Origin of the sequence: uncultured Arcticibacterium sp. (genome assembly GCF_964021845.1) — a bacterium.
GTDB lineage: Bacteria > Bacteroidota > Bacteroidia > Cytophagales > Spirosomataceae > Arcticibacterium.
Map to the genome: position 1 here is coordinate 19,590 of NZ_CAXHZC010000004.1, position 17,198 is coordinate 36,787.

Sequence of the window (17,198 nt, forward strand, 5' to 3'; positions counted from 1 at the left end):
TATGACTAAAGCTTTAAAAGTATTGGCTTGGATAATAGGCATCAGCGTTTCGCTGATGCTTTTCGTGTTTTGGTATGTGGGTACAGAGAGTGGTCAAAAACTAGTAACCACAGAGGTGAATAAATTTCTGAAATCAAAAATTGACACACCTTTTAGTATCGGAGCCATACGATACGAAATTCCAGATTATATAAGCGTGGCAGATGTTTATGTGGAAGATACAGAACAGAATGAATTGCTTAGCTCAAAGAGGTTTAGGGTAGATATTTCTATGTGGGCTCTGGTAAGAGGCATTATAGACATAGACCAAATTTTAATAGAAGACGCCAATGTCAATGTTTACAGAAATGCCCCTAACGAAAACTTTAATTATCAATTTTTGATTGATGCTTTTGCATCAGACACTACAGCTATTGAAAATCAAGTGGTGGAGGAGCCAACTACCGGGCCATTTTTCTCACTAAATCAGGTTAAGGCTAATAAATTATCCTTGGCTTATAAAGACGAATATGGAGGGGTCAATTTTAAAGGAAAACTAGACGATGTTAGAGTTAGTTTTAGTGAGATAGACCTAAACACTAATAAATACCACATAAACAATATTGATGTTAACGACGGCTATGCCGTTTTGAGAACTTTTAATGGCAAAACCCTCAGCACCGTAGAGGAAGCTTCCAGTGCTCTTGAGCTAGATTTAAATGGGGTAAGAGTAAATAATGTAGCTTGGAAGTTAATAGGAGATGACCTCGGTATTGATAATAAAATCATCTTTAAGAACTTTGAATTAGAACTGGACGAATTAGATTTAAACCAAAACTTGGTCAAAATTGATTTTGTCAACCTAATAGATTCTAAAATTCAAGTAGCTTTTAGAGCAGGTTCATTTTCAACACCATCAACATCAATAGAAACTGAAGAGTCATTAATTCCTTGGAATGTCTCATTAGGCGAGCTTTTGATTGACAATACCAATGTGGTTTACGATGATGAAAACGCTCCACGTTTGGCCAGAGGCTTTGATTATAATCACTTAAACTTTAGAGGTACCAAGATTGATTTAGCTGACATTTCTTATACCGAATCCGGAATTGAGGTGAACTTAAACGATGTACAATTTAGAGATAAGTCAAAACTCACTTTAGAGCGATTGTCCGGAAAAGTTACGTATTCTGATACTGGAATCACGCTTGAAAATATTGATTTAAGAACTCCTTACTCCGAGATTAGAACAGCTACAAAGGTCACTTATAATAGTATTGATGATTTAACAGAAAACCTTCCTGCCGTAAATCTTGATTTAAATATTAGTAACAGCTTTCTGGCTGTTAGTGATATGCTTTTGCTCAGCCCTAGTTTGGATTCTAATCAAATAGTTGCAAGTGAAAGAAACCAGAAAATTAGAATAAAAGCTGCCCTTAAAGGTGGCATGAGTGCCTTGCAGATAAATGAGCTAAAAATGGAAGGCTTGCAGAACTCTAAAGTGAGTATTTCTGGAAGTGTTGCTCGTTTAGATAATTTGGATTACCTGAAAGCTGATTTAAATATTCAGGAGTTTACTGTTAATTCAGGTTTGGTAAATCTATTGGTATCAGATACGGAGATGCTAGCAAATTATAATATTCCTGAAAGGTTAAGCCTTAAAGGGAAAATTAAGGGAGATGCTGGTGTTTTAAATATAGACACTGATGTGACTAGTACTTTGGGAGATTTGAAGCTAAATGGTGTAGTTAGAAACTTAGGAGATTCTACACTAATGTCTTACGAAGGAAACTTGCATACAGAAGATTTGGCGGTTGATAAGTTCTTCAAAGAGAAGCAAGACCTCGGTTTACTTTCTACAGATATTTACCTAAAATCTGACGCAAGCTTTCAGTCTATTGAGGCTAAAGGCGAAATTCAAAAGATTGTTTATAGTGGCTATACCTATCAGGGTTTAGAGGTTGACGCTACCATGGCAGACAGTCTCTTAGTTTTAAATGGTTCGTCGGAAGACCCAAACGCTCGTTTAACTACAGAGCTTACTGTTGATTTAGGAAAAGAAGAGTATCCAGTAAATGGCAATGTTTCTATCACTAAACTTAATTTGGAAGCTTTAGGTCTTTCAGATTTTGAAGAAGACATAAAGGGTGTTTTTGATTTAAATATGACATCGCTAAAGCCTGAGGAGTTGGCTGGTACTTTTAAGGTTAAGCAGCTAGCTCTAGGAACTCTGAATGTGGGTGAACTTTCGGGAGATTTTATAAATGAGAAAAATAGGCATATTGCTAAAATAGAGTCGCCCTTTTTGAAGGTCAATTTAGAAGGAGAGTTTGATTATTATGCACTGCCTGATATTCTTACGGCGGAGGTTAATGGTTATTTCAAGCAAGACTCTGTGGAGTATAAAGAGGTTTCAGGAAAACGAGATTTTGAATTAAAAGCCGAGGTGTTAGAGCATCCTATTTGGCAGGTGTTTGTTCCTGAGTTGGCTTTTGACAGAAGTATAAGGCTAAACGCTACACTTAATGAAGACAAGTTAAAAGGAGAAATGAATTTCGGGAATCTTACTTATGGAGATATGCTCTTTAAAGATTTCCAATTAGACCTAACAGGAAATGGTAAAGAATTGACGGGAAATGCCAAATTGAAAAGTCTGCGTTCTGGTAGTTTTGTTTTGGCCAAAAACGAATTTGACCTTAACCTTTCTAACAGCATTTTGGAAGCCAGTTTTATATCAAAAGATAGCCTTTCTGAAGATAAAAGGCATGGCCTAGCTTTAAGAATGGAAACAGAAGGGCCGCTGTACAAAATAGCTTTAAACGACCTTACGGTAGATAAAAAGGAATTCAAAATCAGTAAAACTCCAATTTATTACGGTGATGATGGTATTCTGATTAAAGGCTTGACCATTTCTAAAAACAATGAAATGCTCACCATAAACGCTACTAAAAAACAGCTTAATGCTAATGTGGTGGATATTGCAATAAACCCGTTTGCCAACTTTGCAGGGTATAAATCAGAAGGGGTAAAAGGCAAGCTAAATGGCGATTTGGTGGTGGTAGATTACATGGAAGACTATAATATCAAAGGCGATTTAGCGGTAAAGGGTTTTGAAGTAGGTGGCATAGCAGGAGGTGGTTTGACACTAAATATAGAAGAGGTAAATGCTGTTCATGCTTCCATTAGTGGCGGTTTGGATGGAAAAGATAGCAAGCTTGATTTTAAAGGAAATGTAGGTTTGACAGGTGATGTTCCTGTGAATTTTACAGCTAATATCACAAAAGTGGATGCCAGGTTAATTGAAAGCCTAAGTGGAGGTCAGTTGACAAAGTCAAAAGGATTTGTAACTGGGAAAGTTAAATTATCTGGTAATGCTGATAAACCTTTAGCAGATGGGAATTTATCTTTTGTAGATTATAATGTTACACCGTATTATTTGGGAATTCCTTTAAAAATTGAGGACCAGCAAGTCTATTTTAAAGGAAATGACGTCAGTTTTGAGAATTTTGTGGTCAAAGATTCATTGAATCAAAAAATGGCTGTTAATGGGAAGGTGAATTGGTCGAATCTAGACGAGGTTTCTTATGATTTAAAACTAGATACCAAGAATTTCCTTTTAATAAATACGGAACGAGGAAGTAATGAGCTCTTTTATGGAAAAGCAAATGTTAATGCTAATCTGATGGTGGCAGGTACGGGAGCAAGTCCAAACGTGAGTGGTAAAATAAGGGTGAATGAGCAAAGTAATGTAACCGTTATTATGCCTACGGAGGTAGAAACCGCGGAGTCAAACGGTGTAGTGACTTTTGTGCCACCGCCAAGCGATAAGGAAATTGAAACCTTGGAAATACCTACCACCAAACTAGCGAATGGAACAGGCTTAGATTCGGAGGTTATTTTAGATATAGAAACAGACCCTAAGGCCGAGTTAAGTATCATATTAGATGAGCTTACCGGCGATAAACTAAGCGTTAAAGGCACAGCAAATTTGACTGTAGGTATTTACCCAACAGGTGAGATATTCTGCATTGGTATTTATGAAATCACTTCGGGTTCTTATAATACCACACTGGTAGAGGTCTTAAAAAAGAACTTTTTGATAGAGCCTGGTAGTGTAATAATTTGGTCTGGCGACCCTATGAGGGCTTCATTACAGTTAAAAGCGGTTTATCAAGTAAACCCGGATATTAATCCATTACTTGAGGAAGCAGGAATTCTCTTGACGGACTTGGCTAAAGTGCCACTTGATGTGATTTTGAAGATTGACGGAACCATTGAGAATCCACTTATAAGTTTTGATATGGAGGTTTCTGACAAAGCATCTAGCACCACCAAGACCCTACTAGAGAGTAATGACGTTTTATCATTTTTAAGCAAAGATGCCAATATTATGAATCAGCAGGTTTTTGTGCTGTTGACATTAAACCAGTTTTTATTTAACACAGATGATTTTCGCTTAGGTGAAGTGTTAGGAAACCAATCAGCTAGGCAAAGCGTAAGCAAGTTATTGACCGAGCAACTCAATGCCTTAGCGGGAGATGTAATAGGTTCAGTGGGTTTAAATTTTGGTTTAAACTCTGAGCAAATTGGTACCGGAGGAAACAGTGCTTATAGAACCGACCTAAATATTGGTCTTAAGAAAAGCTTCTTAAATGATAGGGTGAAAATCTCGGTAGGAAAGAACTTTGAATTAGAGAATGGGTCTGGTATTGACCAAAACTCTGCGGAGATTTTAGACAATATTGAAATTGGTTACAACATAACCGCCGACGGACGTTATGCCGTAAAAGTGTATAGAACTAGTCAGTTTCAAACAGTTTTAGAGGGTTTTGTGCTAGAGACTGGAGTTAGTTTTGTGCTGCAAGCTGAATATGAAAAAGTGAAGGATTTGTTTAAAAAGGGGGTAAAAGAGTAAATGAAAAATTTAGGATTATATATTACCCTATTACTTGTCTTAACTGGATGCAGTTTGTCTAAAAAACTTCCAGAAGGAAAAACTATATATAGTGGTGGTAGCGTGAAGGTGGTGGGTGAAGCATCTAAAAAAGATAAGGATAACCTAGAGGTAGATATGGAGGCAGTGCTTGCTCCTAGAACTAATAGCATGGTGCTAGGTTTCCCCTATAAGGTGTGGCTTTATTATAATATTGGCGAACCTAAAAAGCCAAAAGGATTAAGGAATTTCCTTCGTAATAAAGTGGGTCAAAAACCGGTTTTCTATGAGGTGGGATATCCTAAGATTAACCGAGCAAACTTGGTTAACGTAGCAGAAAATAACGGATACTTCAAAAGTACAGCTAGCTCTGAGTCCGTAACAAAAAAGTATAAAACTAAGGTAGAATATGAAGTAAATTTAGCTCCACAATACTTTATTAAAGAAGTAAGTATAGACACTTTAGGTTTGCAAGTTTTTGGAAAAGATGCTAAAGCCATAAGCGAAGGAACGGTGCTAAAAGAAGGTAAGCCGTATAATTTAGACGAGCTAATAGCAGAAAGGCAGCGACTAAGCAATGTTTTACAAGAAAAGGGCTACTTCTATATGAGTCCTAGTCAGTTTGTTTTAGAGGTAGATACCAACCTGAATTCAAACCTACTTACTATTAAAACTAAGCTCTCTCCAGATTATAGTAGTGCGGCTGTAGATAAATATTATATCAGAGAAATTAATGTGCTTAGCTCTGCCAAACAGGGAGATAAGGAAGTTAAAACGTCATTTAAAAACCTAGAAAGAAGCGGACTTTCAATAGCTGAAAATGATAAGTCTTATAAGCCAAAGGTATTTACGGAATCTATAATTTTTAGACAGGGGGAGCTTTATAGTAGGTCAAAACAAGAGGCTAGCCTTAACAGACTGTCTAACCTTAAAAATTTCCAATACATAAGAAACAGGTACGAACCTCACAGAACAGCTGATTCTACGTATTTAGATGTCAATTATTTCTTAACGCCTTTAAAGAAAAAGTCTTTAAAAGGGCAGTTAAGTGGCCTTACAAAAAGTAATGGACTTTATGGGTCGGAGGCGAACGTCTCATGGCAAAATAGGAATGTATTTCATGGAGCTGAAATTCTCAAATTTGAGGTAAATGGAGGTATAGACCTACAGTTTGGTCAGATAGAATACGGCAATAATTATAGAAGACTAAGCGTAGCAGGCGACCTTACTTTTCCTCGTTTTTTAATTCCTTTTATTAAACAAAGGACTAAGGTTTCATCTGGCGTGCCTAAGACCAATATTAATATCTCTTATGAGATTCTTAGACGAAAAGATTTTTATACCCTAGCCAGTTCTAATGCTGCATTCTCCTATTTCTGGAGAAAAAATACGGAGTATGAGCATACCTTAACGCCCGTTTATTTTAGTCTAATTAAGGCGAGTAATTTTTCTGAGAATTTTGTTAACCAAATACTGTTTAGCGAAAACCTGAGTGATTTGGAAAGGTATTTTCAGATTTTGGAAAATAAGCTATTATTGGGATTAGAGTATAATCTTATTTATACCCCAAAAGTACTTCAAAGTAGTAGAGATAGGGTTTCTTTTAATTTTGGTTTTGATGTTTCTGGTAATGTAGCTTCTTTGATTGCTAAAAAACCTGAAGAAGGAGATGGTGGTTATCGACAGATTTTTGGCGTGCCCTATGAGCAGTTTGCTAAGTTTGATTTTGAAGGTAAGTACTTTAAAACTATAGGCAAAACCACCTGGGCCAATAGGCTCTTTACAGGTTTTGGTATTCCTTATAAAAACTCCATTATGTTACCTCAAACTAAGCAGTACTTTTCTGGAGGAAGTAACGGTTTAAGAGGTTTTAGGGGTAGGAGTTTGGGACCAGGGACAACAGCCCCAGAAGATATTAGCCAAGAGCTTTTTGGTGCTAACTCTCAAGGTGATATTAAGTTAGAATTGAATTCGGAATTAAGGTTTAAGGCTTCTAGTTATATAGAGCTAGCGGCCTTTATAGATGCTGGAAATATCTGGACATACAGAGACGATACTTTTTATGGTGAGAAAGCTAAGTTCACTGCAGATTTTGTAAAAGACCTAGCGGTGGATGTGGGTGTGGGCTTACGTTTAGACTTTACCTATTTGGTACTACGTGGTGATTTTGCCATTCCAGTAAGAAAGCCTTGGCTTGACGACCCTTGGGTGTTTGATAAGATTAGTTTTGACCAAAAGGTGTGGAGACAAAATAATCTCATTTTCAATTTGGCTATAGCTCATCCATTTTAAAAAAAAAACACCTCCCTTAGTTGCTAAGAGAGGTGTTTGACGTTTATTCCGCTTTAGGTGCTTTTGCCGGTTTTGCAGGCTTCTCGGGCTTTTCTGATTTCTCAGGTTTTTCTGGTTTTTCAAGCTTTTCAGGTCTCTCAGGACGTTCAGGTCTATCGGGTCTTTCAGGTCTTTCAGGACGGTCCATTCCAATATTGTTTTGTACTTCCTTCGGTAACATTTTTAAAATGGCCTCATGATGTTTTTCCATGTCATTGGCATGTTTGTCAATGATAGCTTCTTTTTTGTCTAAGACTATTTCAATTTCTTTCGCAGGAATTTCAAACTCCTTTTCCATTTTGACTTCAAATTTTTTCATTTTTTCTTCAAAATCCGACATGTCAATTTCGAAGTTCTCCATCTTTTCTTCATGTACTTTAACCTTGGCTTCAAACGCTTTTTCTAGCTTATTTATCTCTGCTTCGTAGTTGCTAGCATTTGGGTCTAATTTGGCAATGTCACTTTGAAACGCTACAGCATATTTGGCTATTACTTGAGATTCTTTCTGAATCTGTTCCATTGACTTTTTAAAAGATGGGTCGTTTTGAGGGTTGAAATCTACGTCTGCCATAGCATTAACCTGTAAATCAGTTATTTTCTTCACCTCAATATTAATTTCCTTAGATACGCTTTCTATTTTTTTATTTGCCTCTTGCATCTCATCAAAGTGCATTTTCAATTTCTTTTTTTCGGCCACCGTTAAAGGCTGTTCTTTGCCATTAATAACTATTTTGTTTGGGTCTATTCTAACGCTATAGTCATTCGTGGTAATATTAAGGTTACGGTCTCCCAGGTCATAATGGTAGTGTTGTTCCTCCTCTTGGTCAACATCATAATTATAACCAATACCTAAATCGCTAGTATCTTTTTTTATGATGGTCTCTGGAGTTCCAATTGGCGTCTTGTCGATGTCTACCGCTTCTGCTTCAATATTCAAATCAGAAATTAGGGTGAATTCCTCCATTTCGCTTTCTGGAATTTGCTCATTTTGTACAAAGCCTAGGGTACATACCGAAAGAAGCATTAGTAAAAGTGCAGTGAACTTTACTTTTTGAGTCTCGGGCGTAACGCCAAGTAATCGCTGAATTCTACTTAGCATAGGCATTCGCTTTTTGCCAAAGGCCATGGCTAAACTCGGTTGGTGAGTTGACAACTGAATTTGAGCCAAAGTTTTAGCCAATAGTACTTTGTTTCCTGTTAATTCTGCCGCCCAGTCGTCACAGGCATGTTCGCGGTTTTCTCTTATTTGATGGCTAACTAGCCAAAATATAGGATGGTAGAAGAAAAGGTTTTCAAGAAGAGTTTGTCCTAAGTTTATAAGGAAGTCATTTCTTTTAATGTGAGCTATTTCATGGGCAATGATAAGCTCTAGCTGCTCGGCACTTAAACCGCTTACCAAAGACGTAGGAATCAAAATAACCGGTTTTAATGCTCCAAGTACCATGGCTGTATCTACTTTGTTAGAGTGGAAAGCTTGGAAAGTGGGCAGTTTACCTTCAATTTTTTTCAAAACATTGTCAATGGCTTTTTCTGATTTTTGCGATAGCTGAGAAATGCCAGTGCTTTTCAAAAATTGTACATAGAAAAGACCGCCCATTTGTCTTACAAAGAGAAAGGCGAAACCAATGACCCAGCCAGCAAATAGCCAATGAGCGTTGACCTCAATAATATCAAGGTAAGACTGAGATGCTTGTGAACCCACCAGCTCGTTTAAAACAACATTGAAAGTTAGTGTTTGACTAGTGCTTTCTGCTATTGTTGCAGTTTCTGTAGGCATTAAAATGGAAAATGTAAAGGCAGAAACTAAGAACTGTAAACCAAAGGCAGCGAGCCCAGCCCAAGTCTTGTTATTAGCCGATTTGATAAATCTTACGGCAATGAGGTAGACTCCTACAATGAGAACCCCTTGCCAAAGGGAATGGAGCATGGTCTGACCAAAGGTGCCGGCCAGAGGAGTTTCAAACAGTGATGTTAGGTTTTTCATAGTTTTAGTTTTTCGAAGGTGATTGATGCCGAAGCATCAACCAATCTTCTGTTTTTCATAATTTGTATTTGTAATAGTATTAGCTTTCTAGTCCTTCTATAAGTTTCTTTATTTGGCTGAGCTCATCTTTAGAGGCCTTATGATTCCCCAAAGCCTGCATCACCATGTCCATGGCTTGTCCTCCGAATGCTGCATCCACAAATTTATTTAGCAACTGTTCTTGCATGCTTTTTTGTGATACTGCCGACTTGTATATGTGAAATCTGCCTTGCTCTGTTCTGGTGACCAGTTCTTTGCCAAGCATGAGCTGCATTATCTTTAAGGTAGTAGTGTAGCCTACTTCTTTGTTTTTGTTTATTTCGTCATTTATTTCTCTAACAGACGACGGTCCCTTTTTCCAAAGAAGTTGTAGTATTTCTAATTCTGATTCTGTCGGTTTAGCCAATGCCATAATTCATCTACGATTAATTTCGTAACAAATATACTACGAAAGAATTCGTACTAACAAATCTATCTACGATTATTTTCGTAATTAACTTTTTTTATGAATTGTTTTTTAGAAGTAAACAAGACAATGATTAAAGTGAGCAATGCTTTAGAAGAGAAGGAAAATATTGTCATTTGAAAACATAAACAGTATGAATTCCTTATATCGCTCTGTACTGTTTGAACACGGTCTAAATTCTAGCTCTAGAGTTTTAATTTTAACGGACCTTAATAAGAATTTTGACTGTGTGAGTTTAAAGAGTGCTGTTTTTTTGACGGTCGGCCGCTGCCGTTCATATTTTTTCGAAAAAAAATGAACTCCACGCTGGAAAGCGAGCCTGGTAAAAAGGGGGGAGGCCTATTAGGAATTTAGGACAACAGCTGTTTCCTGTGGAGAGAGGGCTGTTTTTAAGGCAATTCCAAATTTGACAGGATGAGAGTAAAAATATATCCTATCTTGCAATCAAAAAACAACCCAATAATGAACAAAACTATTCTCCTATTCTTATTAAGCATTGCCTTTATATCTTGTAAAGAAGCGGAACATAAAGAAAATACGCTCAGCGAAACCGAAGTGGAAGAAGGCTGGAATCTTCTTTTTGATGGTGAAACCACAAATGGCTGGCATCTTTATAATAGGGGAGATGTACCTTCTGCCTGGATAGTGATTGATGGTGAGTTATACTGCAAGCCTGATACTTTTGAGGTAGAGCACGGCGATTTATTGACCGACAAGGTTTACAGTAATTTTGATTTAAAATTTGACTGGAAAATTTCAGAAGCAGGTAATTCAGGCGTCTTTTTTAATGTTCAAGAAAAAGAAGAATACCCTACAGCATGGACTACAGGTCCGGAGTATCAGTTGCTAGATAATTTGGGAATTCATAAAGAGTATCTTGAAAATACTACGCACTGGGCGGCATGTTTATATGGTTTTAAACCGAACTTAAACGCTGTAACGCCAAATGCTTCAGGAGAATGGAATCATTCTAGAATTAAGCAGGAGAATGGCGTAGTGAGTTTTTGGTTAAATGATGTCAAAACTGCCGAGCAAGACCTGAAAGGAGAAGAATGGAAGGAGATGATAGCGGACAGCGGTTTCAAAACTTTTGAGGCCTACGGCAAAAACACAGAAGGACATCTAGCATTACAAGATTGGGCCAAAGGAGTTTCCTTCAAGAATATCAAAATCAAAGAGCTTTAAGCCTTTTGGGTGTATATTTTAAGTGATAACCATTTTTTAGTCTAGTTTTTTCAATGTTAAACATGAGAAATTACGGCATCATATTATTATTCTTTGTGCTTCCTCTTAGTTTGACCGGACAAGATATTTTCACGGTCAATGAAAAATTAGGCAGAGGTGTTAACATGGGAAACATGTTTGAAGCCCCTTCAGAAGAAGAATGGGGTAATCCGTTTAGAGATGACTATTTCGAAAGGATTGCTGATTTAGGATTTGACCATGTCAGAATTCCAATTAACTGGGATTTAGAAGCCAGAGCTCAGCAAACTGCACCTTATACTATTGAGAGTTCTTTCATGGAGCGGATTAAATATGTGGTAGACAAAGCTCAGGAAGTGGGATTGATGGCGATAATTAATATGCATCATCATGAAGATTTGTTTGTGAATCCAGAAGCTGCAAAACCAGAATTTTTAAGTCAATGGGAGCAAATTTCAGAAGCGTTTAAAGACTATGATGAAAACTTACTTTTTGAAGTACTGAATGAGCCGCATGGAAATTTAAGCCCAGAACTGTGGAAAGAATTCTTTGCCGATGCTTTGGACGTGATTAGAAAGGAGAATCCTGATAGGGCGGTAATAATGGGTATAGCTGCTTATGGTGGATTATCCGCCGTGCCGCAAATAGTTATTCCCGAGAGCGATGAGAATATTATATTAAGCATTCATTATTATGAGCCTTTCCAGTTTACACATCAAGGAGCCGAATGGGTAGAGAACTCTTCTCCATGGCTAGGAACAAAATGGGAAAACACAGATTTAGAACAGGAGGCGGTTAAAAAGCAATTTGAGTTTGCAGATGATTTCGCGAAAGAAAACAATGTTCCGATTAATATCGGTGAGTTTGGGGCTTATTCTAAGGCTGATTTAGTAAGTAGGGGTGTTTGGACTACTTTTTTAGCAAGGTGGTTTGAACAGCAAGGATATAGTTGGGCGTATTGGGAGTTTAGTGCTGGCTTTGGTTTTTTCGACCCAAATACCAACCAATACAATCCAAAGCTTTTAGATGCTTTATTAAATAATCCTTTGCCAGAACCTACGGTTACGGAGACCAAGGTGATTTATACTTCAGACTTTGGGAATGCTAATGCTGAATGGAATTTACAAACCAGTGGTGTAGCTTCAGCTGATTTTTCTTTGGAGGATGATAAGGCCAAGGTAGAGGTCACTGCTATAGATGAGGAGGCTTGGCGAGTACAGCTTGTGCTTAATAATGTCAACCTAGAAAAAGGGAAAAGGTATCTGGTGAGTTTTAAAGCTAGTGCTGATCAGGATATTTCCATATCATCATATTTAGGGCAATCTGCATCGCCGTGGAATTCATATTCAGGGTTCAGTAGTTTTACAATAGGTTTGGATGAGGAGGAATATCTATTCAGTTTTCAAATGAACGCCGAAACTGACCCACAAGCCAGATTTGTTTTTGATATGGGTGGGGACTTGGCGACTATTTTTTTGCAAGATGTGAAAATTGAAGAAGTGATAGAAGAGGAGGAGGTAATTGAAGAAGAAACTGTTTTGGCTACTGAGCCTGCCAATATCAACATAAAAGTGTACCCAAATCCTAGTTCAGGCTTTATAAAAATAGAGACAAAAGAAAAACTGGAGTCATACAAACTTTATAATCTTAGTGGTGCGTTGATACAAGCTGACAAGACACTAGATACCTATACCATCAAATTAAAAGAAGGCATAACCCAAGGTGTTTATTTCTTAAAACTTAGTTCCAAAGAGAATAGTTGGATTAGGCGGGTGGTTGTTTTTTAGAGAGAGAATCTTATAGATTTTGGGAATTACTTGGTGGGGTTTTCTTATTTTTATTATTTGTTTGGTAACGGTTAGTAACGGATATGGTGTAGAACCAGAATCGTTATGGGCGACCTTAAAGAACAGACAACTCAAATATGAACTTTGTATTAGCAGACAGATTATCCGAACTTCTAGAAAGTAATAAACTGGACGAAGCAATTGATTTTGCAGAAAAGAACCTTCGAGAAATACCGGCAACTGACTTTCATGAAATTCTTGGTAAGAATATTTTGCACTTGGCTTCCGACTTAGCTAATCGCATAGAAGAATTTGACAAGTCAACAAAAGTTGTTTTAAAGAAAAAACAAGGGTTTATAAAAAATCTGTTTGGCTCTGGGAAAGACATAAATCCATCAGCATATTATTGTGAAATGAATGGTTTTGCCATCAATTATGACCGGTGGTTTATCGACCTATTTTCATTTGAGAATTATAGTTTGAAAGATTGGGAATGGTTATCTGATTTTTATGACTCAACAGCAAACGACTTAACAATTACGGGCTTCGAAGATATTCAAAAAGTTTTTGAAGACGTTCACGAAAACGCCAGATTTGAGGAACCGAATATTGAAAAAGCCTATGAAGTATGTGAACTTTTAGTAATTCTAAGACTTCACGAATTATTCAGAGAAGCATACAGGACAAACAAAGGAAACTGGGACAATATTCCAATGTTTGTAACCGCTCACGACTATGAAGTTATATTTAAAGTAAATTAACACGGATGACGAGAAAGGCAGCCCATACGCCACCTGCAAAAAAGATAGCGGTTTAGTGGTTAAATGAAGCTTTGTACTTCGTAGCAAGTTTTGTGGCGGCGGATAGTTTAGTGCTATTAAATCGCCAACTTCTTATGGCTGCAAATCCTTATATCAAATCAAAATTAGAAACCATGAATCTCATAACTCAACAAAACGATTCATGTCGGGATTTCTTAAAAATAGGGAGTATGGCAGCACTTGGAAAGCCCAAGCCCCTTAAATCATAACCCCCTTCATTTCCACCTCATCCAATCTCCAAAAAGCACCTGGGCTTATGAAATAACCACGCTCTTTTGGTAAGGTGATTCCTGCAAATTTGAAGGCCTCATAAACAAACTCAGAGCAGGTGAATTTATCATCATGAAAGAGCTCTTTACTGCCTAAAAGTGTCCGCCAGGCTATTCTAAAGTATTCCCAGTTGTCATATTGTTTGGTAAGGTTGTCCAGACAAAACTCTTTTATAATTCTAGTTTTGATGCTGTTAGAGCTGAGAGATTGATGTCTTGCCCAGGCCACACGGCCTACATAAGGTTTCTGGTTTCCTTCATAGTCGTTAAATACATTTGACATGGGCACCATTCTTACGCCATTGCCCAGTACACTTTCTACCAGAAAAACCCTGTTCATCTCTTCTAAACGCACCACTATACCCATGTGGCTCCATGCAGAGCGTGACCTTCCTCTAATAAGGCTTGATAACCAGTGGTCTCCCGAAAAAAATAGTAGGTCGCCAGATTTCAATTCTCCCCTAATCTTATTGTAATTTTGTATATTAGTTTCACGGTCTTCTCTTTTGAAGAGTTTTTCTAGCTTTTGTTTATTATATAAGGGAATGGCCATGAAACTTTTGAACGATTGGAGGGGTTATTGGGGTACATTAGAATTTAGAGCAAATTAGTTTTTTATGGTGACAGTAACAGAGCAAGCAAAGAATAAAATTGCTGAGCTAAAGCAAAAAGAAGGCAAAACCGAGTTAGACGGCATAAGAGTGTCTGTAGAAGGTGGTGGCTGCTCAGGTCTGATGTATGACTTAGAGTTTGACACAGAAGAGCGAGATAATGACCAAGTTTTTGTAGACAATGGGGTAAAGGTTTTTGTAGACAAAAAGAGTTTATTGTACCTAATAGGTACACAATTAGACTTTTCAGACGGATTAAACGGAAAAGGTTTTCAATTTAAGAACCCGAACGCCTCAAGAACTTGTGGCTGTGGGGAGAGTTTTTCTGTGTAAAAAAATAAAGAATCATGGCAAGTAAAAAACTTAGAAGAACTTCAGGTAAAGAGGCAATGCTTTTTGGGATATGCGGTGGCATGTCAAAGTTTTTTAGTTTGGATGCCTCTTTGATAAGAGTTTTATGGGTAGTGGTGACTTTCTTAGGAATAGGCTCACCTATTCTTATTTATGCCATTATGGCCTTTATTATTCCTAAAGAAGGTGCTTGATTCTTGAATATTATTCAAAGTAAAAACCCGTCTGGCAAAACCGGACGGGTTTATTTTTTGATGCCCTCTCGGGCAAACCCTAATCTAAACTGAATGTTTTATAACTATGCCGCGACTTCTGTTGCTGCAGGAAGTTGATATGTTTCTTCGGCTGGCATTACTATCCATAATATAATATAGATAAGCACTACCGGTACTGGAGAGAAAAACCCGATAGCAAGTAAAACCCTAACTATAGTGGGGTCTAAATCAAGATAGTTAGCTAAACCTGCTGCTACACCACCTAACATCTTCTCCGAACCTTTTATTCTAAATAACCTTTTCATAATATTCTTGTTTTTATAAGTTTTCAATTAATCGCCAACACTATCGCTGACTTGATGATACAAACATACACCAAGACAAGGTACTTTGCAATGCATAGTACATGAGTGGTATTCTAAAATGAAGAATGGTAGTTTTTCCTTGAAGATTGGTAAAGGGCTGTTTTAAGCCTTTAAAGAGCTATTTAGAGCTTGGTTCTGCTGTCTCTAAGCTCTGTTTTGCGTTCAGCTTCTGCTATGAGTAGGTTGAAGTCTTTCTGGGTAATTACCCTGTTAAACTCCTTAGGCAGCACTCGCCTTACCGGAAACTTGCTATTAAGCTGAATACTTAAGAGATAGTAGTTTTCTAAATCTGTGCCGTCTTGTGTAATAGTTGGTGGGCATATTTCAAGTTTGTTACTCGCAATATTATCTATGTCTTCTATCAGCCACGGACTTAGGCAGTTTTCTATTTCAAACTCTCTTTGAAGTAAAACCTTTTTGCTAGGGAGTTTTGCCTCTCTGGTCCACCATATATCTCTAACGGTTTCCATGGCGTCTAGTGTGCCTTCCATATCCGAGACGGCGTCAAGCTCTGTCAATTTTTCTGACAAAAGTTTGGTCATAGCTTCTTCAAAAGGCAGTTTGCTTTGCAAGGCTCTCATACCTAACTGAACACCCAAAAGATTAGAATAAGCATCTTCCATACTAAAAGCCGAGTACCTTTCAGGCACCATCGGAATATATGAAGCACCAAAAAAAGTAGCTATTTCATGCCATACAGATAGGTTATAAGCTATTTTCCCGGCCAGAGCTATTTTGTCAGCATTAGTTTTTAGTTGACTTGGGTAAATGTCTAATCTCTTTTGACCACCTTCTCTGCCAAGTTCAATACTAAAATCCTCATTGTCGGCATTTAAAATTTGTTGGTATAAATAGGCCGTCCAGTCGGCTTGATCTCTTAAATGCCCTATGTCAATAAAGCCGCCTTTATTGGTATAAATGATGCCATTGTTTTCTAAGTCACTGCCTAAATATGTGTGTTCACCCAATTTTTCAACACTTGTTACATCAGAAACTTTCAGAAAAGGAATACCAGTTACCTTAACTTCTGAGCCAAAAGAGCAGCATGTTCTGATGATTCTTGGCGGAGGATTATCGCCTAATTTATCGCCAATGGTAAGCGGTAAAGCTGCATTAGCGGTAAATGATAATAATAAAATAACGAAGAAAAATTGTCTCACTGATTACCTATATTTTAAGAAGGCAGGAGATTAACGCAAAAAGAGTCTAAAAATGTTCAGATTAGATAAAAAAAATCTCAAACCGTTTGGATTGAGATTTTTACGGAGAAATCTATTGGTTAAAATAACTTCTCGTCTGGTGGCTTAATACCTTTAAGTCTTATGTATATGGTGGTTTGACCTCTATGGTGTGTCGCATGTTCAAAAATCTTTGCCATTCCCTGTCCCTTCGTAAGTTCAAAGGCATTGAAGAGTTTGATTTCTTCACTTAATTGCTCTTCACTCATATTTTTTAGTGTACTTAAAACGAAGTCATAGCTGTCAGAAACTGCTTTTATAGCTGCAGCTTTTGACTGCGAAGCCTCATCTTTTTCTAACTTTTTCTCACCCATCGGGTTGTCCACACCAGCTATCATGGCCGTCAATCCAAAATTGGCGTCAGCCATATGTAAAAATTGCTCTGCGAATGAACGTATATCTTCCGTTGGTTTGAAGGCGTAAGCATCTGCTGGCATAGCTTCCATATACTCAAGAGAAAAAGCCTTGGCTCTTTCAAAGTCGGCTATCATATCAGATTTTGAGGTACTAGGAGTATCTAATGCCATGGCACTAGAAAATGACGCTATGAAAAGCGTTAGCAAGATGTTTAGGGGTGTCAATATTTTTTTCATTGTTTTAGAATTT

At 37.5% G+C, this 17,198-nt stretch carries 13 protein-coding genes; 7 read left to right on the forward strand and 6 right to left on the reverse strand.

Annotation, left to right across the window (positions count from 1 at the left end; all coding sequences use genetic code 11):
• Position 1 precedes the first annotated feature (1 nt).
• Together AADJ06_RS12400 and AADJ06_RS12405 are read left to right on the forward strand one after the other, a co-directional pair.
• Positions 2-4,894: a translocation/assembly module TamB domain-containing protein gene (locus tag AADJ06_RS12400; RefSeq protein WP_341226779.1), complete on the forward strand. Its 4,893-nt coding sequence runs from the start codon at positions 2-4 to the stop codon at positions 4,892-4,894.
• The gene (locus tag AADJ06_RS12405; protein ID WP_341226780.1) at positions 4,895-7,204 is read left to right on the forward strand and encodes a BamA/TamA family outer membrane protein; all 2,310 of its coding nucleotides are present in this window, start codon (positions 4,895-4,897) and stop codon (positions 7,202-7,204) included.
• A 43-nt stretch (positions 7,205-7,247) separates the two neighbouring features.
• Here the strand turns inward: AADJ06_RS12405 and AADJ06_RS12410 are convergent, their stop codons facing one another.
• Together AADJ06_RS12410 and AADJ06_RS12415 are read right to left on the reverse strand one after the other, a co-directional pair.
• Positions 7,248-9,227 (reverse strand): M56 family metallopeptidase, encoded by a 1,980-nt coding sequence (locus tag AADJ06_RS12410; protein WP_341226781.1) that lies wholly within the window; start codon positions 9,225-9,227, stop codon positions 7,248-7,250.
• A 79-nt stretch (positions 9,228-9,306) separates the two neighbouring features.
• The gene (locus AADJ06_RS12415) at positions 9,307-9,678 is read right to left on the reverse strand and encodes a BlaI/MecI/CopY family transcriptional regulator (protein ID WP_341226782.1); all 372 of its coding nucleotides are present in this window, start codon (positions 9,676-9,678) and stop codon (positions 9,307-9,309) included.
• 516 nt (positions 9,679-10,194) lie between these two features.
• Here AADJ06_RS12415 and AADJ06_RS12420 point away from each other — a divergent pair.
• From AADJ06_RS12420 to AADJ06_RS12430, 3 genes are all read left to right on the forward strand, one after another.
• The gene (locus tag AADJ06_RS12420; protein ID WP_341226783.1) at positions 10,195-10,917 is read left to right on the forward strand and encodes a DUF1080 domain-containing protein; all 723 of its coding nucleotides are present in this window, start codon (positions 10,195-10,197) and stop codon (positions 10,915-10,917) included.
• Between the two features lie 62 nt (positions 10,918-10,979).
• Positions 10,980-12,722, forward strand: coding sequence for a cellulase family glycosylhydrolase (locus AADJ06_RS12425; protein ID WP_341226784.1), 1,743 nt, complete (start codon positions 10,980-10,982; stop codon positions 12,720-12,722).
• A 137-nt stretch (positions 12,723-12,859) separates the two neighbouring features.
• The gene (locus AADJ06_RS12430) at positions 12,860-13,483 is read left to right on the forward strand and encodes a hypothetical protein (RefSeq protein WP_341226785.1); all 624 of its coding nucleotides are present in this window, start codon (positions 12,860-12,862) and stop codon (positions 13,481-13,483) included.
• 258 nt (positions 13,484-13,741) lie between these two features.
• On the opposite strand, the gene AADJ06_RS12435 is transcribed toward AADJ06_RS12430, so the two are convergent.
• The gene (locus AADJ06_RS12435; protein ID WP_341226786.1) at positions 13,742-14,365 is read right to left on the reverse strand and encodes a YiiX/YebB-like N1pC/P60 family cysteine hydrolase; all 624 of its coding nucleotides are present in this window, start codon (positions 14,363-14,365) and stop codon (positions 13,742-13,744) included.
• Positions 14,366-14,429: 64 nt separating this feature from the next.
• Between AADJ06_RS12435 and AADJ06_RS12440 the strand changes: the two genes are divergently transcribed.
• Both AADJ06_RS12440 and AADJ06_RS12445 read left to right on the forward strand, forming a co-directional pair.
• Entirely contained in the window at positions 14,430-14,756 is a 327-nt protein-coding gene (locus AADJ06_RS12440) for an iron-sulfur cluster assembly accessory protein (RefSeq protein WP_341226787.1), read from the forward strand.
• 14 nt (positions 14,757-14,770) lie between these two features.
• Positions 14,771-14,968 carry a PspC domain-containing protein gene (locus AADJ06_RS12445; RefSeq protein ID WP_341226788.1) on the forward strand — a complete coding sequence of 66 codons (198 nt, stop codon included), beginning with the start codon at positions 14,771-14,773 and terminating at the stop codon, positions 14,966-14,968.
• Positions 14,969-15,072: 104 nt separating this feature from the next.
• Here AADJ06_RS12445 and AADJ06_RS12450 read toward each other — a convergent pair whose 3' ends face one another.
• The 3 genes from AADJ06_RS12450 to AADJ06_RS12460 all read right to left on the reverse strand — a co-directional run bounded on the left by AADJ06_RS12450 (position 15,073) and on the right by AADJ06_RS12460 (position 17,185).
• On the reverse strand, positions 15,073-15,294 hold the full coding sequence (locus AADJ06_RS12450) for a PspC domain-containing protein (RefSeq protein WP_341226789.1): 222 nt from the start codon (positions 15,292-15,294) through the stop codon (positions 15,073-15,075).
• Positions 15,295-15,476: 182 nt separating this feature from the next.
• Positions 15,477-16,514, reverse strand: a complete 1,038-nt coding sequence (locus AADJ06_RS12455; protein WP_341226790.1) for a DUF4056 domain-containing protein — start codon at positions 16,512-16,514, stop codon at positions 15,477-15,479.
• A gap of 119 nt (positions 16,515-16,633) precedes the next feature.
• The gene (locus AADJ06_RS12460; RefSeq protein WP_341226791.1) at positions 16,634-17,185 is read right to left on the reverse strand and encodes a DinB family protein; all 552 of its coding nucleotides are present in this window, start codon (positions 17,183-17,185) and stop codon (positions 16,634-16,636) included.
• Positions 17,186-17,198: the final 13 nt, after the last annotated feature.